At 62.6% G+C, this 20,684-nt stretch carries 22 protein-coding genes; 12 read left to right on the plus strand and 10 right to left on the minus strand.

Annotation, left to right across the window (positions count from 1 at the left end; genetic code table 11):
- Window positions 1-112 precede the first annotated feature (112 nt).
- Both AC6I99_RS01085 and AC6I99_RS01090 read left to right on the plus strand, forming a co-directional pair.
- A complete protein-coding gene (locus AC6I99_RS01085; protein ID WP_497959821.1) occupies window positions 113-310 on the plus strand; it encodes a hypothetical protein in 198 nt (65 codons plus the stop codon).
- Window positions 307-537, plus strand: coding sequence for a hypothetical protein (locus AC6I99_RS01090; protein WP_224166046.1), 231 nt, complete (start codon window positions 307-309; stop codon window positions 535-537). The genes AC6I99_RS01085 and AC6I99_RS01090 overlap by 4 nt, the downstream gene beginning before the upstream one ends.
- Here AC6I99_RS01090 and AC6I99_RS01095 read toward each other — a convergent pair.
- From AC6I99_RS01095 to AC6I99_RS01115, 5 genes are all read right to left on the minus strand, one after another.
- Window positions 534-1,583, minus strand: coding sequence for a lactonase family protein (locus AC6I99_RS01095; protein ID WP_497959825.1), 1,050 nt, complete (start codon window positions 1,581-1,583; stop codon window positions 534-536). The genes AC6I99_RS01090 and AC6I99_RS01095 overlap by 4 nt on opposite strands.
- A 33-nt stretch (window positions 1,584-1,616) precedes the next feature.
- Window positions 1,617-2,447 (minus strand): aldo/keto reductase, encoded by an 831-nt coding sequence (locus AC6I99_RS01100; protein ID WP_497959829.1) that lies wholly within the window; start codon window positions 2,445-2,447, stop codon window positions 1,617-1,619.
- A gap of 131 nt (window positions 2,448-2,578) precedes the next feature.
- Window positions 2,579-3,613, minus strand: coding sequence for an NAD-dependent epimerase/dehydratase family protein (locus AC6I99_RS01105; protein ID WP_497959831.1), 1,035 nt, complete (start codon window positions 3,611-3,613; stop codon window positions 2,579-2,581).
- On the minus strand, window positions 3,610-4,581 hold the full coding sequence (locus tag AC6I99_RS01110) for an aldo/keto reductase (RefSeq protein ID WP_497959833.1): 972 nt from the start codon (window positions 4,579-4,581) through the stop codon (window positions 3,610-3,612). The genes AC6I99_RS01105 and AC6I99_RS01110 overlap by 4 nt, the downstream gene beginning before the upstream one ends.
- A 37-nt stretch (window positions 4,582-4,618) precedes the next feature.
- Window positions 4,619-5,440: an aldo/keto reductase gene (locus AC6I99_RS01115; RefSeq protein ID WP_497959836.1), complete on the minus strand. Its 822-nt coding sequence runs from the start codon at window positions 5,438-5,440 to the stop codon at window positions 4,619-4,621.
- Window positions 5,441-5,671: 231 nt separating this feature from the next.
- On the opposite strand from AC6I99_RS01115, the gene AC6I99_RS01120 reads away from it, so the two are divergent.
- Window positions 5,672-6,556 carry a helix-turn-helix transcriptional regulator gene (locus AC6I99_RS01120; RefSeq protein WP_497959838.1) on the plus strand — a complete coding sequence of 295 codons (885 nt, stop codon included), beginning with the start codon at window positions 5,672-5,674 and terminating at the stop codon, window positions 6,554-6,556.
- 54 nt (window positions 6,557-6,610) lie between these two features.
- Here the strand turns inward: AC6I99_RS01120 and AC6I99_RS01125 are convergent, their stop codons facing one another.
- Together AC6I99_RS01125 and AC6I99_RS01130 are read right to left on the minus strand one after the other, a co-directional pair.
- Complete coding sequence (locus tag AC6I99_RS01125; protein ID WP_224094697.1) at window positions 6,611-6,820, minus strand: dodecin; 210 nt, start codon at window positions 6,818-6,820, stop codon at window positions 6,611-6,613.
- A 107-nt stretch (window positions 6,821-6,927) separates the two neighbouring features.
- A complete protein-coding gene (locus AC6I99_RS01130) occupies window positions 6,928-7,734 on the minus strand; it encodes an SDR family oxidoreductase (RefSeq protein ID WP_309931695.1) in 807 nt (268 codons plus the stop codon).
- A gap of 174 nt (window positions 7,735-7,908) precedes the next feature.
- Between AC6I99_RS01130 and AC6I99_RS01135 the strand changes: the two genes are divergently transcribed.
- Complete coding sequence (locus AC6I99_RS01135) at window positions 7,909-8,337, plus strand: universal stress protein (RefSeq protein WP_224094701.1); 429 nt, start codon at window positions 7,909-7,911, stop codon at window positions 8,335-8,337.
- Between the two features lie 69 nt (window positions 8,338-8,406).
- Here the strand turns inward: AC6I99_RS01135 and AC6I99_RS01140 are convergent, their stop codons facing one another.
- Together AC6I99_RS01140 and AC6I99_RS01145 are read right to left on the minus strand one after the other, a co-directional pair.
- Complete coding sequence (locus AC6I99_RS01140) at window positions 8,407-9,108, minus strand: FadR/GntR family transcriptional regulator (RefSeq protein ID WP_497946861.1); 702 nt, start codon at window positions 9,106-9,108, stop codon at window positions 8,407-8,409.
- A 79-nt stretch (window positions 9,109-9,187) separates the two neighbouring features.
- Window positions 9,188-9,991 (minus strand): alpha/beta fold hydrolase, encoded by an 804-nt coding sequence (locus AC6I99_RS01145; protein ID WP_497959841.1) that lies wholly within the window; start codon window positions 9,989-9,991, stop codon window positions 9,188-9,190.
- 131 nt (window positions 9,992-10,122) lie between these two features.
- Between AC6I99_RS01145 and AC6I99_RS01150 the strand changes: the two genes are divergently transcribed.
- From AC6I99_RS01150 to AC6I99_RS01165, 4 genes are all read left to right on the plus strand, one after another.
- Window positions 10,123-11,622 (plus strand): four-carbon acid sugar kinase family protein, encoded by a 1,500-nt coding sequence (locus AC6I99_RS01150; protein ID WP_497959843.1) that lies wholly within the window; start codon window positions 10,123-10,125, stop codon window positions 11,620-11,622.
- An 80-nt stretch (window positions 11,623-11,702) separates the two neighbouring features.
- Window positions 11,703-12,605, plus strand: a complete 903-nt coding sequence (locus AC6I99_RS01155; RefSeq protein ID WP_497959847.1) for an NAD(P)-dependent oxidoreductase — start codon at window positions 11,703-11,705, stop codon at window positions 12,603-12,605.
- Between the two features lie 98 nt (window positions 12,606-12,703).
- On the plus strand, window positions 12,704-14,170 hold the full coding sequence (locus AC6I99_RS01160; protein ID WP_497959850.1) for a GntP family transporter: 1,467 nt from the start codon (window positions 12,704-12,706) through the stop codon (window positions 14,168-14,170).
- On the plus strand, window positions 14,170-15,045 hold the full coding sequence (locus AC6I99_RS01165; protein ID WP_497959852.1) for a class II fructose-bisphosphate aldolase: 876 nt from the start codon (window positions 14,170-14,172) through the stop codon (window positions 15,043-15,045). Before AC6I99_RS01160 ends, AC6I99_RS01165 begins: the two co-directional genes overlap by 1 nt.
- Before the next feature lie 77 nt (window positions 15,046-15,122).
- On the opposite strand, the gene AC6I99_RS01170 is transcribed toward AC6I99_RS01165, so the two are convergent.
- On the minus strand, window positions 15,123-16,760 hold the full coding sequence (locus AC6I99_RS01170) for a purine-cytosine permease family protein (protein ID WP_497959854.1): 1,638 nt from the start codon (window positions 16,758-16,760) through the stop codon (window positions 15,123-15,125).
- A 259-nt stretch (window positions 16,761-17,019) separates the two neighbouring features.
- Between AC6I99_RS01170 and AC6I99_RS01175 the strand changes: the two genes are divergently transcribed.
- From AC6I99_RS01175 to AC6I99_RS01190, 4 genes are all read left to right on the plus strand, one after another.
- A complete protein-coding gene (locus AC6I99_RS01175; RefSeq protein WP_224094710.1) occupies window positions 17,020-17,514 on the plus strand; it encodes a RidA family protein in 495 nt (164 codons plus the stop codon).
- Between the two features lie 62 nt (window positions 17,515-17,576).
- Window positions 17,577-18,329: a FadR/GntR family transcriptional regulator gene (locus tag AC6I99_RS01180; RefSeq protein ID WP_497943841.1), complete on the plus strand. Its 753-nt coding sequence runs from the start codon at window positions 17,577-17,579 to the stop codon at window positions 18,327-18,329.
- Complete coding sequence (locus AC6I99_RS01185) at window positions 18,326-19,951, plus strand: gamma-glutamyltransferase family protein (protein WP_497959855.1); 1,626 nt, start codon at window positions 18,326-18,328, stop codon at window positions 19,949-19,951. The genes AC6I99_RS01180 and AC6I99_RS01185 overlap by 4 nt, the downstream gene beginning before the upstream one ends.
- Window positions 19,952-19,985: 34 nt before the next feature.
- Window positions 19,986-20,663 (plus strand): YoaK family protein, encoded by a 678-nt coding sequence (locus AC6I99_RS01190; RefSeq protein ID WP_497959857.1) that lies wholly within the window; start codon window positions 19,986-19,988, stop codon window positions 20,661-20,663.
- Window positions 20,664-20,684 lie beyond the last annotated feature (21 nt).

Below are 20,684 nucleotides of genomic sequence, written 5' to 3' on the forward strand. Positions count from 1 at the left end.
TTGCCTATAACGAACCGTCCATGACTTGCATAGGGTTGAGGAGATCTGCTTCACACCAGGCCCTGCTTCACAGCATGCAGCGCCCTGGACTACCCAAGGATGAGTTTCAACGATGAAGAGCATCGCCCTCCTGCGCGAACGAGCCACCCGTGTCATGCCCACCGGTTCCCACTGCCCGGCCTCGGGTTTGTGGAGCCCGGACTCTGAGCCTGACGCCGTCCAGGTGTTCGCGGAAGGTCACGTCCTACCGGCGCACAACGGAGTGCCCACTGTCTGGCGGCGCCGGACCGCTGGCGACATCACAAAATGACCAGCTCCATTCTGAACCGGCCCAGCGACTACCGGCACGTGCCGGCAGCGCAGTGGACTGAGCTCAGCGTCGGCGATCGCGTCTGGATCTACGACGTCGCCTGGGGTGCCGGCACGGGCCGTGTCGACGACGTTTCCCACCATCAGGAACTGCTGTGGGTGGTCCTTGAACCCACGGGCCGCAAGCTGTTCTGCGGAACGGACGACGTCCAGGTCTGGGCGGCCTAACCCGCCGGAACCAGCACGCTCGGGGACCCTGTCGCCAGCCGGCCTACGGGTCCGTCGGGCAGGCCGGTTTCGGGGTCGAGCCTGAAAGTCAGAACGTCATTGGAACCTTCATGGGCCACCAAGAGCCAGCCGTCGTGGACCAGGTGGTGCCGTGGCCAGTCGCCCCCGCTTGGCAAATCGGCCAGGGGAGTGACGTCCGTGCCCTGGGCGCCCACCTTCAGGACGCAGATCCGGTTGGAGCCCCGGACGCCCACATAGACGAACCGACCGTCAGCGGACATTGCAATCTCCGCGGCGGAGTCGCCGTCGAACGCTTTGTTGACACTGGCGGGAACCACGGCCGTGAGTTCGTAGACCCCCTGGGGTTCGGCCCTGACAGCTGCAACCTCAATCGAGTATTCCGTATCGATGAAAACCGTACCGCTGGGATGCCGCACCATATGACGCGGGCCGGAGTCCTTGGGCAGGATCACGTGGTGGTCGGGCAACAGACCCTGGCCCGGCTCGTACCGCCAAACCCTCACAAGATCGTGCCCGAGGTCCGTGGTCATCACCCGACCATCGGGAAGCATGAGGCTTGAATGTGCGCGGCTTGGACGCGGCTCATCGGTGGGTCCGGTCTGATGGGGGTCGACGGCGGCTTCCGCGCTGGTCCGCGAGGTGATGGCGCCGTCGTGGTCCAGTTCGTAGAGAATGACCTGGCCATCACCCCAGCAGGTGACCACAATGAAACGTCCCTGTGGATCCGTTGCGACGTGGCAAGCAGCCTCCCCTGCCGGCCATGGTTCACCCATCTCTTCCAGCTCAGCGGTGCCGGTATGGCGGTACGCCCGTACCATCTTGCCTTCCTCGGCAACGGCATAGAGCACAGGGAGGGTTGGATGAATGGCGAGGAAGGACGGCGAGTTCGCTGCCGCAGCCAAGCCAAGCGAAGTAAGGTTCCCGTCCGCATCCACGGTGATGGCGCCGATACCTTCGCCATTTCCATTCCGGTCCGCAGTGTAGGACCCGGTCCAGATCAATGTTTCTGCGTTTGCTGTTTCCATATTCAGTTCCCCCACGTCTAGTGTTCCCGTCCCCTAGTGTCCCTGAACGTCCGAGTCGACGCCGGCATCAGGACCGGCGTCGAGGGTTTGTAGCCTTCTAAGGTCATCCTGGTCCAGCTCGAAGCCGAAGACGTCAAGGTTCTCCCGCATCCTTTGCGGGTTGGCGGTCTTCGGGATGGCAACCAGGCCCTGCTGGACATGCCAACGCAGGACCACCTGGCCGGGCGTCTTTCCATGCTTGTTGCCGATGCTCGCCAGAACCGGGGCATTCAGGAGGTCGCTGCTGGCGCCCAGTGGACTGTACGATTCCGTGACAATCCCGTGCTGCTCGTTGAACGCGATGGCAACAGGACGCGGGATGGCGGGATTGACCTGGATCTGGTTGACCGCTGGAACAACATCCGTTTCCCGGAACAGCCGGTCAAGGTGCGAAGGCTTGAAATTGGAAACGCCGATGGATCGTACCTTGCCCGAGGCCTGCAGTTCCTCGAACGTCTTCCACGTGGAAACGAACTCGCCGCGGCGGGGGAGCGGCCAATGGATCAGCAGCAGGTCAACGTAGTCCAGCCCGAGTCGTTGCAGCGAGCCATCGAGCCCAGCGGCTGCCTTGCCCGAGCCTTGGAACCCGCCGTCGAGCTTGGTAGTGATGAAGAGCTCGCTCCGGTCCACACCGCAGGCACGGATACCATTGCCGACTCCTTCCTCATTCCCATATTTGACCGCCGTATCAATGTGTCGGTAGCCGCAGGAAACAGCTTCCACCACGGCATCGGCAACCTGGGCATCATCCAGGGGCCACGTACCCAAGCCCAGTTGCGGGATCTTGTAGCCGTCGTTGAGTTCAATGAGCGGGGCAAGTGTCATGAGCATGATCTCCTCTTATGCTTGAATCTCGACCGGCGGGTCTCTTTGCTGTTCTACGCTGGCCACTGGCTGCTTGGCAACAGCTGCCGCCGAGACCACTCATCGAGCAGACCACTCATCGAGCAGACCACTCATCCTGCCGTCCACTCATAGAGCCGATCGCTCAGTTCCATGAAGTCTTCCGCAACTACCTGCAGCCCGGGATGCTGATCGTGCCAGTCGATGATCTCCCTCGCACCGTCCGCGAAAGGGATGGTTGCCTGGTAATCCGGCACGAGTGCCTTGATCTTGGAGTTGTCGAACACCACGGAGTGCGAGCGGTCCCCCAAAAGGTTGGGGCCAAGCTCTTTGCTGTGGGCGGCGATGGTGTCGGAGGAAACATGGAACAGCTCGGGCTCAGGAACCCCGGCTGCCCGGGCGAAGAGACGGTAGATCTGGTTCCATGGCAGGAACTCGTCGGAAGTAATGGTGTAGCTCTCACCGACAGCCTGTGGCCTTCCCAAGAGCCCAACGAAGGCCTTGGCGAAATCACGGCTGTGCGTCAGCGTCCACAGGGAGGTTCCGTCCCCATGAACCAACACGGGCATTCCGGCGCGCATCCGGTGAATGTCAGTCCAACCGCCCACCAGCGCGATCTTGGTCCGGTCGTAGGTGTGGGACGGCCGGACCACAGTCACAGGGAAGTCCTGCTCGCGGTAGGCCTCAAACAACAACTCTTCACAGGCAATCTTGTCCTGCGAGTACTTCCAAAAGGGGTTCTTCAAAGGAGTCGATTCCCTAATGGGCAGGGTGCTGGGTGGCTTTTGGTACGCCGAGGCGGAACTAATGAACACGTACTGGCCCGTTTTCCCCCGGAACATCTGCAAGCCGGCCCGCGCATGAGCCGGAGTGAACGAGATGAAGTCCGCTACGGCGTCGTACTCCTTTCCCCGAAGCACCTCCCGCACAGCCCCGCTGTCACGGATGTCTGCATGGAGCACCTCAGCGCCCTCGGGAACCGGCCGACCGGCTGACCGTCCCCTGTTGAGGATGGTCAGCCGGTGGCCCAGCGCAACGGCGCGGTCAGCCGCCGCCGCACTAATGACCCCGGTCCCGCCGATGAACAGGATGTTCCGCGGCGAGACCGTGTCCGCCGTTCCGGGACCGACGGGGAGGAGGCTGCTCACCAGGCGTAGTCCTCCGGGGCGGGGCGGTGTCCCGGGAAAATGTCATCCAGCCGTTTGAGGGCATCCTCGTTGAGGGTCACATCCAACGCCCGGATTGCGGCGTCCAGTTGCTCCTGGGTGCGTGGCCCAACGATGGGCGCCGTCACGGCAGGCTGATGAAGAAGCCAAGCCAGGGCAACGTCCCCGGGCTTCTGCCCGAGTTCGTCCGCGAAATCCTCGTACTGGCGGATCTGGTCCTCATGCTTGCGCAGCGTCTCCAGCGCACGGCCTTCCGTGCGGCGGACGCCCTGCTCCTCCTTCTTCAGGACGCCACCCAGCAGGCCGCCCTGCAGCGGAGACCACGGGATCAAGCCGAGCCCGTACTGTTGCGCCGCGGGAATGACTTCAAGCTCCAGCTCGCGCCGGAAGAGGTTGTAGATGGACTGCTCGCTGACCAGGCCGGTGTAGTTGCGCCTGCGGGCGGCTTCCTGGGCCTGGGCAATGTGCCAGCCGGCAAAGTTGCTGCTGCCCGAATACAGGATCTTGCCCTGCTGCACGGCAACCTCGATTGCCTGCCAAATCTCATCCCACGGTGTCTGGCGGTCGATGTGATGGAACTGGTAGATGTCGATGTAGTCCGTCTGCAACCGCTTCAAGCTGGCATCCAGGGCGCGACGGATGTTCAGGGCGGAGAGCTTGGACTCATTGGGGCGATCCGTCATGGTGCCGTACAGCTTGGTAGCCAGCACTGTCCGTTCCCGGCGCTCGCCGCCCTTTGCGAACCAGCGCCCGATGATTTCTTCGGTCCATCCCCGGTGGCCCGAGCCGCCATAAACGTTGGCGGTATCGAAGAAGTTGATGCCGGAATCCAGTGCGGAATCCATGATCGAGTGCGCGGTGGCTTCGTCCGTCTGGGGACCGAAGTTCATGGTGCCGAGGCAGAGGCGTGAAACTTTCAGGCCGGAACGGCCAAGGTCGGTGTACTGCATGCTGTTGTGTCCTTTTGTTTAGAACTACGGTGTCTGTTTAGAACTGGGTAAAAGCCGCGACGGCGGGATCGGAACCTATGCGGGCTCCGGCCTCCAGGGCGGTGATGGCAGCCAGTTCGGATTGGGTAAGGGCGAGATCGGCGGCGCCGAGGTTTTCCCGCATCCTGGCAGAGTCGGCGGACTTGGGGATCACGATGGTTCCCTGCGCGAGGTGCCACGCCAGAATTACCTGTGCCGGAGTTGTTTCATGTGCAGCGGCCACCAAGGCCACTACCTCGGCGTTCAGGTCCTTGCCCTGTCCCAGCGGGCTGTAGGCCTCCACTGCGATGCCGAGATCGCGGCACTTGTTTGCCAGATCGCCTTGCTGGTACGTGGGGTGCAGCTCGATCTGGTTTACGGCCGGCACTATGTCCGCTTCCCGCAGCAAGGTATCCAGATGGTCTGTGAGGAAGTTGGAGACGCCGATGGCCCGGATCTGCTTGTCCTGGTAGAGCTTCTCCATCTCCTTCCAAGCCTGGGTGTACAGCCCTTGCGAAGGTACTGGCCAGTGGATCAGGTACAGGTCAACTGCTTCCAGGCCAAGGGCATCGCGGCTGCGCTGGAAGGCGTCGTACGCTTCACCCTGCTCGCCGTTGCGGAGCTTGGTGGTGATGAAGAGGTCTTCCCTGGGAAGGCCCGAGGCGGCGATGGCAGCACCCACGCCTGCCTCGTTACGGTAGGCAGCTGCGGTATCGATGTGCCGGTACCCTGCCTCCAAGGCGTCTTCCACCACCTTCTGTGTTTCTTCCGGAGGCACCTGGAAAACACCGAATCCGAGCTGGGGAATGGTGACGCCGTTGTTTAGGGTCAGCTCTGGCATGAGGTCTCCTTCGAGGTAGATATTTCTGGGCCTGGCCGCTGCTTCCTGTGGGTTCGGCTGCTGCGCCGGTTGCCAGAAAGCGTTTTCGGGAGGCTCTGTACCGAGCCTATTCAGTTTTCGTCGCAGAGTCAGCAATCCAGACTGATCCTGTTTTTCCTAGGTCTGGTAGTCCTACCCAAAATGGTGGTCGTGCTCTGGTCCTGCCAGCTGCGATAACGGCAGAATGGACGGATGGGTCAAAGCGCCGAGTTCGGAAAATTCCTCAAAGTCATGCGTGCCCGCCTCTCGCCCGAGGACGCCGGGGCTCCGCAGTCCAACGGCTCCCGCAGGGTTCCGGGCCTCCGCCGCGAAGAGGTGGCGAGGCTCTCCGGCGTGAGCACCGACTACTACACACGCCTGGAGCAGGGCCGGAACATCCATCCGTCCAAGGCCGTCCTCGATTCCGTTGCACGGGCGTTGCGCCTGGACGCGGGGGAGCATGCGCACATGTTGGACCTGCTGGAGCACTGCGCCAGTTCGGCCGGCAATCCGGGCCCCGCCCAAAAGGTGCGCCCTGCCTTGCGGCAGCTGCTGGACGCCGTCGGGGATGTTCCCTCAATGGTCCTGGGGCGACGCGCTGACGTTTTGGCCGGAAACCGGATGGCGCATCTGCTGTTCACGGATTTCACAGCACTGCCCGCGGCCGAACGGAACCTGACCCGCTGGATCATTCTGGATCCTGCGGCCAAGGACCTGTTCAGGGACTGGAAAACCGTTGCCGCCGAGGCAGTGGGCGCCTTGCGGATGGACGTGGGCAGGCACCCCAACGATCCCCAGACCAACCAGCTCGTGGGCGAACTTGCCGTGCACAGTGAGCATTTCCGTCAATGGTGGGCGGGACACAGGGTGGCCACACGGTCTGCCGGGATTGTCCGCCTGCACCACACTGTGGTGGGCGACCTTGAACTGAACTTTGAAGCCCTGGGCCTCCCGGACGACCCCGACCAGCACCTGAGGGTCTATTCCGCGAAGGTGGGTTCGCCGTCGTCGGACGCCTTGACGCTGCTCAGCAGCTTTGGCGAGGTATCGGCGGAGACCCTCCCGGCCCCCGAACCCGCCCGCCGGGATGACAGTTAATGCCAATGTTCGTCTGAAACATTGGCATTAACTGTCATCTCGCGGAGGAAGGGATCAGCGCTCCAAGCGGAAGCCAAGCTTGATGGTTACTTGCCAGTCGGCAATTGCGCCGTTCTCCAGGTGGCCGCGGATCTCCTTCACCTCGAACCAGTCGAGGTTACGCAACGTCTGGGCGGCAGCGGCGATGCCATTCCTGACGGCCGCATCGACGCCCTCGGAAGAAGTGCCAACAATTTCGGAAACGCTATATGTGTGGTCAGCCATGGTGCTCCTCATCATCGTCCCTGAATCTTGAAAATGCTGGCCCGCTCGGCAGGCCGTTCATGCAGACTAGCCCACGGACGTCCGTGCGGGCCAGAGGTCCGGCAGGCTCAGCTTTCGCGCCAGTCATTGCCCGTGATGTGCGATCCCGCATGGGGTCCCATTTGGAGCATTCCGCCGTCCACAGGCCACGAGGCGCCAGTGACGTAGCTGGAATCCGGGGAGGCCAGGAAAGCGATGACCGCCGCAATTTCGCGTGCGTCACCGGGGCGCCCCAGCGGCACGCCAGGCCGCTCCTTCTGCCTTGGGTCCTCGTCTGTTTGTCCGGTCATGGGTGTTGCGATCTCGCCGGGAGCAACGTTGTTGGCAGTAATGCCGAACTCCGCGAGCTCCAGCGCCATGGTCTTGATGAGCCCGCCAAGGCCGTGTTTGGAGGCATCGTAGGCAGAGGCTCCGACCCGCGGCTGGAACTCGTGCACGCTGGTGACGGCGATGATGCGTCCGCCGCGGCCAGCGTTGACCATGCGTTTGGCAGCTGCCTGCATGGCCACGAAGGCGCCGTTGAGGTTGGTGTCCAAAGTGGACATCCAAGTGTCGTAATCCAGGTCCAGGAACTTGGTGCCATCGCCCGTTCCGGAGTTGTTGACGAACACGTCCAGGCCGCCGAGCTCCTCGGCCAGCTTGTCAATGCTGGCAGCGGTTTCGGAGACGTTCGTGGTGTCCAGATGGTGTACCACCGCCTTGCGGCCCAGGCCACGGACCTCTTCCGCAGTGTCCTCGGCACCCTGCTGGTCCGTGTGCCAGGTGATGCCGACATCCATGCCTGCCTTGGCCAGCGCAACCGCCGTGGCGCGTCCAATCCCTGAGTCAGATCCTGTGACGATGGCGGTTTGCGGGGAAAATGATGCCTCGCTCATGTCCTTGCCTTTCGGTCGCGTGATGGTTCCGATGACTTATCCCTACCCGGACACGCCGGATCGTAAACACGGAGGCTGGAAGATGCCGGTTCTTCCCGGATCCCGGCGGCGGATGGGGATGGAGTGTAGATTTTTAGCAGCACCACCAGTGAATTCCCACAACCAGGAGTACTCATGTCTGAAGTTATTGTCGTCGGCGTTGACAGCAGCGAAACGGCCAAGCGCGCAGCCGTGGCAGCAGCGAAGCTTGCCACAGCCCTTGGCGCCGAGTTGCATGTCATCAGCGGGTTCTCCGATGACCGCATTGAAGAATTTGGCAGCGGCAGCGACAGGATCACGGTTTCTTCGGCCGACTCCGCAGAATACGTAGCCCGCAAGGTCTCTGAGGAACTTGATGTTCCCAGCGGCAACATCAAGTACTTCGCAGCCCGCGGTACGCCGGCCAACGCGCTTATCAACTACGCCGAGACCAACAACGCCTCGCTGATCGTGGTGGGAAACAAGCGGATGAAGGGCCTGGGCCGTGTCCTTGGCAGCATCGCCAACAGCGTGGCACACGGTGCTCCGTGCGACGTCTACATCGTGAACACGGACGTCGACTAAACCCGACTCAGGGGGGCAGTAGACGTACCAATGGGCTTCCATTGGTACGGTTGCTGTCCCCTGCCTGGGTTAAGCCTCCAGGACGTACGTCTTCAGGTCGTCCAGGGTTTGCTGCATGTGGGCGTCCATGGCCAGCCGGGCCTCATGCGGATTCCGCGACTCCAGGGCCGCCGCAATTTTCCGGTGATGGCCGATCGCGTGCTCCTGGATGTCAGCGAAAGCTGAGGTCTGCGTCCGCCGTGCCTCGAGTACACGATGCAGCGGCTCGAACAGTACGGCCACGAACACGTTGCCCGACGCATGGAGGATGACATCGTGGAAAGCGAGATCGGCTTCCACGAAGGCGGCCACGTCATTGACTTCGTGTGCGGCCTGCATCTTTTCAACGTGCTCTTTGAGGGCGATCAGCTCGTTGTCGGAGATACGTTCCGCTGCGAGTTCGCAGGCGCCGGTCTCCAGCATCCGGCGTAGCTCAATGAGCTGGACGGCCGCGGCCGCGTCTTTTGTTCCTTCGGAAGCGGCACGCAGGACGGCCTCCAGGGATGCCCACTGGTTCAGTGGATTCACAAATGTTCCTCGGCCACGTTCCACGCTGAGGATCCGCTGTGCCTCGAGGGTTTTCATGGCTTCGCGCACGGTCATGCGGCTCACCTCGTGCCGGGCGCTGAGCTCCAGTTCGCCCGGCACAATTGTCCCGGGCGGAAACTCGCCTGCGATGATCCGGTCCAGCAGTTCATCAGCAACGACGCCCACCAGCGACTTGCGTGCCATGTATCCCCATTTCCTGTAATTCAGACCCTCCCGCACCTCATGGATGTTTTCCTCCAGGCGCGGATGGTTGTCAGACATCTTACGCTGGCGGTGGCCAGCTCGTTTTCCAAAATTCACACAAAGTCGTGGCGCATTCTTCCGGCTGCTCCCAGTGGACGCTGTGACCGGCGTCGGGAATGGCCTTCAGGGTGCGCGTCGGGCTTGCCGCCCCGAACGAAGTCATCTGCTCGATTGACCGCACGCGGTCGCCCGTTCCAGCGATGACCAGCAGCGGCGCCTGAACGCGGCTGGGCACTGAAGGTTCGACGCCGGTCATGGCCGCCCAGGCGCTGGCGGACAGAACATGTAACGGCGTATCGAATCCTTTGCTGAGCAACTCCATGTCTTCCGGGGAGAGGTGCCCGTACCAGGCGTTCATGAGCTTCAGCTTGGTGCCCGCGTCGAAGTATCCCTGCTCCAACTGTGACACCAGGAGGTTCTTGAAGGCCTCGTTTGGAGGTGCCGGAACCATTCCTACCAGCGTCACTGTTGCCACTAGTTCCGGATGCTTTGCCGCCAAGGTCAGTGACACGCTGCCGCCCATCGAATGCCCCACCAGGTGCGCCGGCCCTTTCGTGCGGGCGCGGATCGCTGCTGCAACGGAATCGGCGGCAGAGTCCAGCGTCCACTCGAAGTCCGGTGGCGTGTCCTCGCCGGGGTGATAGCCGGGGAGGTCGAGGATCCACACTTCGCGTCCGGCGTCGAGCAGTAGCTTTGCCAGCCGCTCCCAGTACACGGATCCCGAAGCCCAGCCGTGGATGAGCACAACGGGGATTTGCCCGCCGGGGGAAGGCGAGGGGGTTCTCACGTCCACGAAGGGGAGGGGAATTGCGGTGCCGGCCATGTCTCCAGACTAGTGACGCACGGCATCTTGCGCGGTGAAGAGCGCTGTGTCACACTGGCTATGAAATGTTAGATGTCTGACATCTTACATTCACTAAACCGCTACACAGATTTCCCACGATGGAGTGCACCGTGACCCTTGAAGCAGACGTTCTGGCCGCTTTCCCGGCGGAGGTCCAGATTCCGGCCCAGCTGGTTGCTGACGCCGTTGCCGCATCCTCGGCGACGTCCCCCCGCGTCCTGGTGGTCCTCGACGACGACCCCACGGGAACGCAGTCGGTCGCGGATCTCGCTGTCCTCACCCGTTGGGACGTCGCGGACTTCACCTGGGCCCTCAATCACATTCGCGAGAACCAGACCAAGCCCGCCGTCTACGTCCTCACCAACACCCGCAGCTTGGACCCTGCAGAAGCAGCGGCGCGGAACGAGGAAATCGTCCGGAATGCGCTGGCAGCAGCGGCCGGGAAGGTCAGCCTTGGCTTCGTCAGCCGCAGCGACTCCACCCTGCGCGGCCACTACCCGCTCGAGCCGGACGTCATTGCCGCTACGGTCGCCGCCGAAACCGGTGAGGTCACCGACGGCGTCGTCATCGTTCCGGCATTCCCCGACGCCGGCCGGGTGACCATCGGCGGTGTGCACTACATGCGCGGCACCGGGGAAGAAACCGGCACTCTAACCCCGGTGTCCGAGACGGAATTCGCGAAGGACGCGTCCTTCGGTTTCGCCAACTCCGAGATGGCCAAGTATGTGGAGGAGAAGTCGAAGGGCCGGTTCCCGGCAAGCGATGTAATCGTCCTTGACCTCAACACCATCCGTGCCGGCGCATCAGCCCAGGACCCGGCCATTTCCGCGAAAGCCATCGCTGACGCCATTGATTCCGCTACCAACTCCACGCCGATCGTGGCCGACATCGTCACCGAAAACGACTTCCGTGCTCTTGCCCTGGGCCTCGAAGAAGCCGAACGACGCGGCAAGAAGCTCCTCTACCGCGTGGGCCCGCCGTTCGTCCGTGGCCGCATCGGCCAGGAAATCCGCACCGCACTCACCTCCGAAGAGGCCTACGCCGGCAACACTCCCTCCACAGCCGGCGGCCTGATCGTGGTTGGCTCGCACGTTGGCGTGACCACCCGCCAGCTCAACGCACTCACGGCAGAGCACAGCTCGGCGCGGATCATCGAGATCGACGTCGAGAAGCTCCTCGCAGCCGAAACCGAAGCGGAAGCCGACGCTTACATCGCAACCGTTGTGTCCGACGTCGTCGACGCACTCCGCCAGGGCGACGTGATCGTCCACACCAGCCGCCTGCTCATCAAGACCGACGACGCCGCCGCGAGCCTGAAGATCGCACGCACCGTCTCGGCCGCCGTCGTCAATGTAGTGAACCGGACGCTGAAAACCTTCCCGCCGCGGTTCGTCATCGCCAAGGGTGGCATCACGTCCTCGGATGTTGCGGCCCACGGACTGGAAATCCGCCACGCGATCGTCCGCGGACCGATGCTGCCGGGCATCGTCTCGCTCTGGGAACCGGTGGATGGCCCGGCGAAGGGCATCCCGTACATCGTGTTCGCCGGCAATGTGGGCGATGACCAGTCCCTCGCCCAGGTCACCCGCAAACTCAGCGCCACTTTCTAACCCATCCCCACTTGCCCCCTAACCTCGCAAGCTCGGCCAGGGAACCCGGCAAGCGTGGCCCCTATTTATCGGAGAACACCATGACCAGCAGCAACTACACCATCACCGTTCTGGGACTCGGCGCCATGGGCCTTCCCATGGCCACCCGCCTCGCGTCCGAGTTGACCGTCCACGGTTTCGATATCGCCGAGCCCCGCCTGGAGCTCGCTGCGGCAGCCGGCATCAAGACTTTTGCTTCTGCCCGCGAAGCCTCGCAGGACGCCGACGCGCTGCTCCTGGCCGTTCGCAACGGTGAGCAGCTCAACGATGTCCTGTTCGGCGAAAACGGCGTTGCCTCGGTCCTGAAGCCGGGCGCAGTCGTGATCCTCGGCAGCACGGTGGGCACCGAAGCCATCCCCGCCACGGTCGAAAAACTGGCCGGGTACGGTGTTTCACTCGTGGACGCGCCACTGTCCGGTGGACCGACGCGTGCCGGTGAAGGCGATCTGCTCATCGTCGTTGGTGCCGAGCCCGAGGCGCTGGAAAAGGCCCGGCCCGCGCTGGAACTGTTGGCTTCCACCCTGAGCATTGTTGGCGACAAGCCCGGCGACGGCCAAGCACTCAAAACCGTCAACCAGTTGCTCTGCGGCGTACACATCGCCGCAGCTGCAGAGGCCATGGCCCTTGCCGACGCCCTCGGCCTCGATCAGGCCAAGACCCTCGCCGCGCTGGAAGCCGGAGCTGCCGGTTCCTTCATGCTGTCCAACCGCGGCCCCCGCATCCTGGAGGCCTACACCGAGGACGGAGCCGAGGTCCTCAGCCGCCTGGACATCTTCGTCAAAGACATGGGCATCGTCGGCAAAGCCACCCGCGCTGCCGGCCTTGCCGCACCCGTTGCCGCCGCTGCAGAACAGCTTTACCTCCTCGGCCAGGCCCAAGGCCTCGCCGCCGCCGACGACTCCGCCGTCATCAAGGTTGTCGCGCCCACAAAGCGCACCAACTAACCCAATAAAAACCCGCGACGACGGCGGTCCCCCCTTCGCCGTCGTCGCCACCTCCCGCCGGTCTTCTCTAGACTGGTATGTCAAAGGAGACACCCCCAATGAATCCCCTCATCAACTCCTTGGTGGTCCGGGCTGCTGATGCCCCCGCCATCAAACCGGCTGTGGAACTGGGAACACCCCTGTTGCTGACCATCGCTGCTGCGGGCATTGCCCTGCTGCTCGTGCTGATTATCCGCTTCAAGATCCAGGCCTTCGTTGCCCTGTTGGCTGTCAGCATCCTGGTAGGCGTGGCAGCCCAGATTCCGCTCAAGGACATCTTCACCGTGGTGGCCAACGGCGTTGGCAGCACCATGGGCAAGGTTGCTTTGTTGATTGCCCTCGGCGCCATTCTTGGCCGCATGATCGAGGTATCCGGCGGTGTGCAATCGCTGGCCACACACTTCACTGAGAAGCTGGGCGCCAAGCGTGTTGCCATCGCCTTGACGGCCGTGGGCTTCCTCGTGGCGATTCCCGTGTTCTTCGAGGTGGGCGTCATCGTCCTCGTCCCGATTGTCTATGCCTTCGCCAAGATCGCGAACGTTCACCCCATCAAATTCGGCCTGCCCATGGCCGGCATCATGCTGTCCATCCATGTGGCAGTCCCGCCGCACCCGGGAATCGTTGCAGGCGCCGGTGTCTTCGGCGCTGACATTGGCCTCATCACCCTGATCTCGCTGATCATCTGCGTGCCGCTTGGCTTCCTGTCCTACTGGATTGCCAGCATCATGAACCGCAAGGACTACGAACTGCTTCCAGGCGTCAAGGCGCAGGTGGACGAATTCGGTTCCGAGTCCCTGGTCCACGTGGGCTCTGACGGTCCCGGCGCCCGCGCCATCGCCCCTCCGCGTCCCGGCCTGATCATGTTCCTGATCGCCGCTCCGATCGTCCAAATCCTCGTAGGCACGCTGGGGACGCTGACCATTGCCAAGGACAACTACTGGTACGGCGTGGCCGCGTTCATCGGTAACCCGTTCTTCGCGCTCCTCGTGGCGGTAGCCCTCTCCTTCTTCCTGCTGGCGGTCCGCCGCAACTGGTCACTCAAGGAAACCGGCGAGATCTTCGAAGGCGCCCTTCCTCCCATTGCGTCCATCCTCATGGTTGTCGCCGCGGGCGGCGTCTTCGGTGAAGTCCTCCGCACCTCCGGCATCGGCGCAGCCCTGTCCCACACCCTGGACAGCCTGGGCCTGCCGGTGATCGTTCTCGGCTTCGTTATCTCCCTTGCACTGCGCGCCGCCCAGGGCTCGGCCACCGTTGCCATTGTCACGACTACCGGCCTGCTCACTTCCGCAGTGATGGAAGGCGGCTACACGCCCGCCCAGATCGCCGTGATCGTGATCGCCATCGGATTCGGCGCGTTGGGGTTGTCCCACGTGACGGACGCAGGATTCTGGACCGTGATCCGCTACTACGGCCTTACTGTCACCGACGGCCTCAAGACCTGGACCGTCCTCACTACCATCCTGGGCCTGGCCGGCTTCGCGCTGACGTACGTTGCCTGGGTCCTGGTGGGAGGCCTGGCCCACTAATGCGCGCCAAACTGGATCAGTTGGTCATTTCCGCGCTCGCTGACGGCTCTGCTGTTCCGGCCTTCACCTGCTACGACTTCACTACCGCGCTGGCCGTTGTTTCGGCGGCGGAGGAAGCCCGGCTCGGCGTGATCCTGCTCGTAGCTCCGAAGACGGCTTCCACCCCCAACGGGCTCAGACTCATCGCGGCACTTCGCGGCCTCGCCGACGACGCCAGCATCCCCGTGTCCGTCCAACTGGACCACGCATCGGACCTGCAGGTCATCCGCGACTCCGTGGCTGCCGGTGCCGATGCCGTGCTGGCGGATGGTTCGTCCTTGCCGTTCGAGGACAACATCGCCTTGGTCCGCGAAGTCCGTGCCGCGCTGGATGCGCAAGGAGCGTCCGACGTCGTAATCGAGGCAGAGCTGGGTGGCCTGGCGGGCGACGAGGACAAGGCATTCGGTACCGAAGATTCAGCGCACGACGCCGGTACTTCAGCCGCCGGCCTCACCGATCCGGCGCAGGTGGCCGAGTTCGTTGCGCGGACCGGAGCGCAACTGCTCGCCGTTGCGGTGGGTAACGTCCACGGGAAGTACAAGGGCGAGCCCAACATCCGCTGGGATGTACTCCAGGAAGTTGCTGCACGGACGGAGGTTCCTTTGGTGCTGCACGGCGCCTCCGGCATCCCCGCTGAACAGCTTTCAAAGGCTCCTTCCATGCAGGTTGGCAAGGTGAACTTCAATACCGAGCTGCGCACCGGAATCCTGGCGACCCTTGAAGCGGAAACCGCCGCCCACCGGGCCGACGGTGAGAACCTCCAAGGCTTGCTGGCGCGATGGAACGGATCCGCGTGGTCCTTCGCAGGCGCAACGCTTGCCATGCTGAGTGACTGACACGGGCTGGACATAAGTTGACGACGGCGGGATTTACCGCCGTCGTCAACTTATTTAAGGCAGTCTCCTCGACTTATTTAACGCAGTCCCTGAACGGGCTGCCGAGCTGGATCGGCTGCGGCGATACCGGCGCTCAAGTGCTCATTCCGGCAGGCCGCGAGGTACTCCTTGCTAAGTCCAGCGCAGGCGGTGCAAATGGCAGGCTGACCTGTTTGGCTCGGGTCCCTGTCCATCTCCACCGCAATGTAGCTGTGGTCGCACGCATGGCAGCGGATGCGGGCCTCCCAGATGTCCTCCACCTCATCGCGGGGATCGTTGGCCCGGCGGAGCAGGGCTGCCCGCGACTGTGCTTTGAAGGCAGCGGCGTAAAGCAAGGCGCCAAGCGCGAAGGTGAGCGGTGTTGACCAGGTGGCTCCGAATGCGCCACCGAATTGGTAGAAGAGCGCGCCCAGCACCGAGCTTCCAATCCAGACCCAAGCACCCAAGGTGAACCGGGCCAGGCGTCCCGGCCGGAATTCCGGCAAATCGTTCTTGTCGCCCCCGGCACTGAAGATGATGTGGACCAACATGATGCTGACCCACGATGCAATGAAGGCGCCCTGCCAAGCCAGCGCAACAAGCAAGTAGCTGAGGACGTCAGTGAGCATGAAGACGTAGGTGATGGCGCCGCACAGCAGCACGGCCCAAACGCGCGGGAGCCTGGTGCGGAAGAGGCGCGTCCAGAGTGCTTCCATGTTGGTTGAGGCGACGTAGAAGTTCGCGGTGTTGATACGGGCTTGGGTCACCCACACCAGGAACAGTCCCCAACCGCCCAAAAGGGTGACGATGAAGTCCACGATTGCGGTGGACGAAATACCTCCGGCCAAGCCTGCGGCGTAGGCGATGAAGATGCCGATCAGGCCGTTGGCCAGGTAGACGAAGACATAGAACACTGGCCCGAACGTCGCGATTCCGTTGATCTTGGTGTCGCGGGGTTTGCCGAAGCGGGCAAAGTCCATGGTGAACATCATGAGAACCAGTACGCCCAGGTAAATGAAGAAGGCGTAGAGCCAGCCTGGGGCGGCGAGACTTGCAGCCTGCTGGGGTGTGTGGGCCAACCATGCGGAGGTGTCCATTCGCGTGGCAGCAAGAATGATGACCAGAATAAGGCCGCCCCAATAAACGGGGAGCAGCGCTGCGTTGTACTTGTCCATCCAGCGCCGGATCCCACCCATAACCAGGGGAAGGTTCATGACGACAGCGATCGCATACCAGACACGGATATCCAGGCCGCCGATGGAGGCGGAGAACGCATGGGCGATCATGGAGCTTTCGAATACCGCGTAGTAGATGGATGTTGCGGCCAGAATGAGCGGCGCAACGATGGACCCCGACGCACCGAACAGGCGTTGCGATATCAGGGCGACAGTGAGGCCGGTCTTGGCGGCGTAGCCGGAGAAGATGTAGCCAAGAGCACCGAACGCGACGCAAGCCAGGACAATGCCGATCAGCGTGTCCACGGTTCCGACGACTGCCGCCAGTGTTGCGGCGGTGACCAGATAGAACATGCCGCTGACCAATGAGTACCAGGACATGGAGAGTGACTTCTTGCTGCTGCGCCATGAAAGCGGAACAACGTGCGTGGTGTAGTCCTCGGTTGCGGCTTCCTTTACAACACGGGGGTCGTCGGCATAGCTGACGTGGAGCGGGTCCAGTGAGCGGTCCAGAGTGGACATAACGGGTTCCTTTGCAAGTGAAGTGCCGGTTCAGGAGCCGGCTGTTGGGGTGTAATCACTTGGTTGGCAGGGCGGCGGCGAATCGCCCATAACTGGAGTTTGTCCGACCTTCAGACCGAAGTCAACAGTTTTTTATGAATGACGTTCATTTTTAATTTTTGTCTTGACGGTAGCCCCCCGAGTGACTACTGTCATAGCAACTTGGTTGGACCATTGGACTAACTGCCGTGGCTCGGCAGGACAGATAAGGAGCAAGACCTTGGCTACGAGCTATGAAGACCGCGTACGTGAATTGGGTCTGGAGATTCCGGACTTCAGCGTTGACGGCTACTACGGTGCCGACACCTACGGGAGCATGAAGCCCCACCATATTGTGGGCAACGTCCTGTACCTGAGCGGCCACACGCCGGACAAAAGTGACGGCACGGTCCGCTACCCAGGGCGCCTTGGCGCCAACCTGACTGTGGAGGAAGGCTACGAAGCCGCCCGCTTGACCGCGTTGAACTGCCTTGGCGGAATCCGGCTTGCTCTGGGTTCCCTCGACCGCGTCAAAGGGATCATCCGGTCTCTGTGCTTCGTCACCTCCACCATGGATTTCACCGAGGTCCACAAGGTGTCCTCGGGTGCCACTGATCTTTTTGTTGAGGTGTTCGGACCCGAGGTGGGTTTGGGCGGTCGCGCCACTATCGGCGTCATGAGCCTTGCGGGCGGCAGCTGCTTTGAAAACTGGGTGACGGTGGAAATCCTCGAATAAAAGACTGGCCAGTCCCAGCGGCTGGTAGGTTTGTCGAACCAACTTCAGCGGAGGTTTTAGACGTGTCGTCCTTGAGCAGCATTTCAGTAGCCAGCGGTCCCCTTTCGGAGCAATTGAGCGAAAGGCTGATCCGCATGATCACCAACGGCGAGCTCAACCCAGGCGACAAACTTCCCAACGAACGCGAGCTGGCAGAGACTGCAGGAATATCGCGCACATCCGTGCGGGAAGCTCTGCGTGAACTCGAACTTCGGGGGCTCATCAGCCGGAAACCCGGCCGTGGAACCATCGTCGAAGCCCAAACCCGTCCCGAACTTCACGCGGGGATGCTCGGATCGATGGAAGCCCCACAAAGGATGCTCCGCGAAGTCATGGACCTCCGTGCTGTCATCGAACCTCCGATGGCTGAGCGCGCCGCACTTCGGGGCCGGGCTACTGAATTGGGTGCCCTGCTCCATCCGCTGGAATTGGCCGAGGCGGAACTCCGCCGGGACGAGCCGTCCATGCAGCTCTTGGTGAGGCTGGACGTCGAGTTCCACGCAGGTGTTGCCAAACTCACCCAGAACCCCATGCTGGTCAGGCTCCTCGATGTCGCCAACGAATGGATGGCGCCTTCCAGGGAGACCGCCCACCAGACCATGACACGAATCGAAAAGTCCGTTGCTGCGCATCGGAGAATATACGAGGCCATCCGTGGTCATCAGGCTGATGACGCACGCGAGGCCATGTCCGGTCACATCCACGAGGTTGCGATGGCTATTGGCATTGACGCCTGGGACCCGGATTCATTAAGCAGAAAGCACAACAAGCCATGAGCCAAAAATTCACCGGCGCGGCCGCAACGCCACACTCAGCTGCGACGGCTGCAGCCCATACAGCATTCGCCAATGGCGGCAATGCCGTGGACGCCGCACTGGCTGCAGCAGCCATGCTTACGGTGGTCTATCCGAATCAATGCACTATCGGCGGTGACGTCATCGCCATGGTGGGATCCGACAACCGGAACGTCACAGTGGTCAACGGCAGCGGACGATCTGCCCGGTCGTTGAACCCCGCCGACTACGCAGGCGCAGACGGGTTCGTCCCAGTATCCGGTGCGAAAAGCGTCACCGTGCCCGGGCTCCTTGGTGCCTGGGAGGTTCTCGCTGAGACCTGGGGGATGTTGCCCCTTTCCGAGGCGCTCCTTCCCGCGGCTTCAGCAGCCGCAGCCGGAGTGCCAGTGGCTCCAGGGGTCGCCCGCGACCTCATCCGGGAAGAGCATCTCCTGGCCCAAGACCCGGGATGCCGCGAGGTCTTCTTCCGGGATGGAGTACTCCTGCGTGAAGGCGAGACCCTGAAGCTGGATCGTCTGGCAGAAACCCTGGCAGCCATCGCGGAGCACGGGACCGAAGTGTTTTACCGCGGTTCCATTGGGCGAAGCATCGTGGAGACCCTTCGCGGGCAAGGCGGTGACCTCACCCTGGATGATTTCGCAGCCTACGAAGCCACGGTTGAAACGCCGGTCTCCGTGATGTTCGCGGGCTCTGAATACCTCAGTGCGGCCGGCAACAGCCAAGGCACGTTCTTCCTGCAAGGCTTGGCTGCTCTCAACGTCGTAGCCCAGGAACTTGGCCACATTCCTGACCCGGATGGCGCCGAGGCCGGCATTGTGGCGTCCGTGCTGGCGGCTGCTGCGAAGGACCGTGACCGCTACCTTGGCGACCCGGAACACACCGAAATCCCTGTTGCTGGACTGCTCTCCGCGAAGTCTGCCGAGGCATTGGCCCTCGGCGCCATCGCAGGCAAGGAATCTGCTGCTTCCCACGGCCGGGCATACGGCCGACGAACCGGTGACACAGTAGCGATCGTCACCGCCGACTCCGACGGCAACTGGGTCTCCCTCATCCAAAGCGCATTCCACGCTTTCGGATCGTGCGTGGTGGATCCGGCAACAGGCGTTCTCCTGCATAACCGCGGGGCATCCTTCAGCCTGACGCCGGGTGCCGCGAATGAGCTCGCCCCGGGACGGAAGCCAGCCCACACCCTTATGCCGGTGCTTGTCCGTCGGGACGGGCAACTCATCGGGGCTCACGGCACCATGGGAGGTCGGGCTCAACCCCAGGTCCACACACACCTGGCCCTGAACCTTGCATTGGGTATGTCGCCGGCCGAGGCAACAGCCCGGCCGCGTTGGATCGTTGGACAGATGGAAGCCGGAGCTGCTGCGCCGGACGACGCCACCACGATTTCGGTGGAACATGGAGTCTCGACGACGGCCGTCCTGAACCTTCTCGACGCCGGCTTCCACACGAAAGAGCTGGAAGCGCTGGACGACGCCGCAGGGCACCTCCAGGTGGTTCGGCAAGAAGAGACGCCAGGCGCCTTCGCTGTTGGTTCAGATCCGCGCTCCGATGGACTGTCGATCGCGTCACAGCGCCCGACGAGCGACGGGAAGTAGGCGCGTGCTTCATCCACGCTTATCTTTCTGGCTGATGATCGCGCTGAGTTTCGGCACCGGGACCCTCGATGCCGCAACCTATCTGGGTATGGACCGTGTCTTCGGAGCAAACATGACCGGCAACGTCATCCTGATCGGCCTCTCCCTCGCGGGTTCGGAACACGTTCCACTTCTGGGGCCGTTGTCAGCACTCGGCGGTTTCGCAGCTGGTTCCTGGGTCCTCGGGTTGATCCTGCGGCGCGTTCCCTTTGCTGGCGGACGCGACGCGTCGCTGGTTCCGGTTTTCTGGACTGCGGCGTGTGGAATGCTGGCTGTCACCGGGGTGCTGGCGTTCCTCCCCATGAACGAACTCCTGATCCACACCGTGACTCTCGCAATCGGGATCATGATGGGTTTCCAAGCCATTGCGGCTCGCAGAGTCGGCGTGCCCGACGTTTCCACCGTAGTCATTACGTCCACGCTGTCCTTGCTGTTCAGTGAAGCCGGACGCTTTTGGGGTGGGGCCACCGCGGCGGCCACCACGCGCAGGTTTGCGGCCGTGGCGTCGATGTTCCTGGGCGCCATGTGCGGCGCCCTCCTTCTGCAGCTCGGTTTGTGGTGCGCAATGCTGGTCCCGGCAATGGTCCTGATCAGCGTGGCCGTGGCATTCACGGTTATTCAACATCCATCAAGGAGGGTAACCGAAGACGCCCGGACCCTCGTGTCTGCCTGACTGCTGGCGCCACGCCCGAGT

The organism is Arthrobacter sp. TmtSoilC77 (assembly GCF_059739415.1).

What these genes read in the sequence shown, in the direction of transcription:
- AC6I99_RS01085 (WP_497959821.1), top strand. Translation starts at nt 113, where the DNA reads ATGAAGAGCATCGCCCTCCTGCGCGAACGAGCCACCCGTGTCATGCCC.
- AC6I99_RS01090 (WP_224166046.1), top strand. Translation starts at nt 307, where the DNA reads ATGACCAGCTCCATTCTGAACCGGCCCAGCGACTACCGGCACGTGCCG.
- AC6I99_RS01095 (WP_497959825.1), bottom strand. Translation starts at nt 1,583, where the DNA reads ATGGAAACAGCAAACGCAGAAACATTGATCTGGACCGGGTCCTACACT.
- AC6I99_RS01100 (WP_497959829.1), bottom strand. Translation starts at nt 2,447, where the DNA reads ATGACACTTGCCCCGCTCATTGAACTCAACGACGGCTACAAGATCCCG.
- AC6I99_RS01110 (WP_497959833.1), bottom strand. Translation starts at nt 4,581, where the DNA reads ATGCAGTACACCGACCTTGGCCGTTCCGGCCTGAAAGTTTCACGCCTC.
- AC6I99_RS01115 (WP_497959836.1), bottom strand. Translation starts at nt 5,440, where the DNA reads ATGCCAGAGCTGACCCTAAACAACGGCGTCACCATTCCCCAGCTCGGA.
- AC6I99_RS01120 (WP_497959838.1), top strand. Translation starts at nt 5,672, where the DNA reads ATGGGTCAAAGCGCCGAGTTCGGAAAATTCCTCAAAGTCATGCGTGCC.
- AC6I99_RS01125 (WP_224094697.1), bottom strand. Translation starts at nt 6,820, where the DNA reads ATGGCTGACCACACATATAGCGTTTCCGAAATTGTTGGCACTTCTTCC.
- AC6I99_RS01130 (WP_309931695.1), bottom strand. Translation starts at nt 7,734, where the DNA reads ATGAGCGAGGCATCATTTTCCCCGCAAACCGCCATCGTCACAGGATCT.
- AC6I99_RS01135 (WP_224094701.1), top strand. Translation starts at nt 7,909, where the DNA reads ATGTCTGAAGTTATTGTCGTCGGCGTTGACAGCAGCGAAACGGCCAAG.
- AC6I99_RS01140 (WP_497946861.1), bottom strand. Translation starts at nt 9,108, where the DNA reads ATGGCACGCAAGTCGCTGGTGGGCGTCGTTGCTGATGAACTGCTGGAC.
- AC6I99_RS01145 (WP_497959841.1), bottom strand. Translation starts at nt 9,991, where the DNA reads ATGGCCGGCACCGCAATTCCCCTCCCCTTCGTGGACGTGAGAACCCCC.
- AC6I99_RS01155 (WP_497959847.1), top strand. Translation starts at nt 11,703, where the DNA reads ATGACCAGCAGCAACTACACCATCACCGTTCTGGGACTCGGCGCCATG.
- AC6I99_RS01160 (WP_497959850.1), top strand. Translation starts at nt 12,704, where the DNA reads ATGAATCCCCTCATCAACTCCTTGGTGGTCCGGGCTGCTGATGCCCCC.
- AC6I99_RS01165 (WP_497959852.1), top strand. Translation starts at nt 14,170, where the DNA reads ATGCGCGCCAAACTGGATCAGTTGGTCATTTCCGCGCTCGCTGACGGC.
- AC6I99_RS01170 (WP_497959854.1), bottom strand. Translation starts at nt 16,760, where the DNA reads ATGTCCACTCTGGACCGCTCACTGGACCCGCTCCACGTCAGCTATGCC.
- AC6I99_RS01185 (WP_497959855.1), top strand. Translation starts at nt 18,326, where the DNA reads ATGAGCCAAAAATTCACCGGCGCGGCCGCAACGCCACACTCAGCTGCG.
- AC6I99_RS01190 (WP_497959857.1), top strand. Translation starts at nt 19,986, where the DNA reads ATGATCGCGCTGAGTTTCGGCACCGGGACCCTCGATGCCGCAACCTAT.